General features: G+C 63.4%; 1 protein-coding gene. It reads right to left on the reverse strand.

What is annotated here, in order from left to right; all coding sequences use genetic code 11:
• Positions 1–11 precede the first annotated feature (11 nt).
• Positions 12–1,165 (reverse strand): IS3 family transposase gene (locus tag GGR89_RS21990; RefSeq protein WP_125978424.1). Its coding sequence is split into 2 segments (ribosomal slippage): positions 12–907 and positions 907–1,165, totalling 1,155 coding nucleotides; the frame shifts between segments, so codons are not numbered across the junction.
• Positions 1,166–1,231: the final 66 nt, after the last annotated feature.

A 1,231-nucleotide genomic window follows, 5' to 3' on the forward strand; every position in this document is an offset into this window, starting at 1 on the left:
TGGTCCTGCAGTCATAACGAGAGTCCGCCGGTTTGATATTCGTGGTGCGCCACCGGCACAAGCGCGCCGGGCGTGACGCCTCCGTCTTGCAGGAACGCGCGGCGCGCTTGTGCCGGTGTTCGGTTTCCTAGCGACGAGTGCGGCCTGACGTTGTTGTAGTCGTAACGCCAGACGGCCAGCTTCCGCCTGGCGTCCGCCAGGCTGTCGAACAGTTCCTCGTTGAGCAGCTCGTCGCGCAACGACCCATTGAATGATTCGATGAACGCGTTCTGCTGGGGCTTGCCAGGGTCAATGTAGTGCCACTCGACCCGGTTCTCGCTGGCCCATTTCAGGATTGCCCGACTGGTAAACTCGGTTCCGTTGTCGCTCACGACACAGGCCGGTTTGCCATAGAGACGCACCAGCGTGTCGAGCTCACGTGCGACCCTGACGCCCGAGATGCTGGTGTCGCCCAGCAGACACAGGTTTTCGCGGCAGGCGTCATCATTGATCGCCAGGATACGCAGGCGGCGGGAGGCGCCGAAGGTGTCGGCCACAAAGTCCATCGACCAACGATCATTCGGTCGCAGCGGCACGGGCATCGGCGTCCGACTGCCGCGAGCCCGCTTGCGGCGCCGACGCCGGCGCACCGACAGTCCCTCCTCCCGGTATAGCCGGTAGAGCTTCTTGTGGTTCATGATGTGCCCCTTGCGTTCGAGCATGACGCCAACCCGCCGGTAACCGAACCGGCGGCGCATGGCGGCGATCTCGCGCATCTCCTCGCGGATCTCGGCATGGTCGGGTGGACGTTCTCGCCGGACCGTCTTGGGGGCGACGCCGATCAGCACGCAGGCACGGCGCTGCGAGACATCGTAATCCCGCATCACGCCGAGCGCCGCGTCCCGTCGCTGCCTTGGCGTCATCAGACTTTTCCCAGAAGGTCCTTCAGGATCGCGTTGTCCAGAACGCTCTCGGCCAGCAGCCGCTTCAGCTTGCCATTTTCATCCTCGAGCTGCCGCAGCCGCCGGGCTTCGGAAACCTCCAGCCCGCCATACTTGGCCTTCAGCTTGTAAAACGTCGCCGGGCTCAGTCCATGCTTGCGGCAAACGTCCGACGTCGAAAAACCAGCCTCCTGCTCCTTGATCATCCCGATGATCTGCTCCTCGGTGAAACGGCTCTTCCTCATTCCTCTGCTCCTTCCTTGGGGCAGACTCTACATCAAAGCGAGGGAGCCAACCGGGGGCAGGTCAGG

Source organism: Sphingomonas trueperi, from assembly GCF_011927635.1.
Classification (GTDB): Bacteria; Pseudomonadota; Alphaproteobacteria; order Sphingomonadales; family Sphingomonadaceae; genus Sphingomonas; species Sphingomonas trueperi.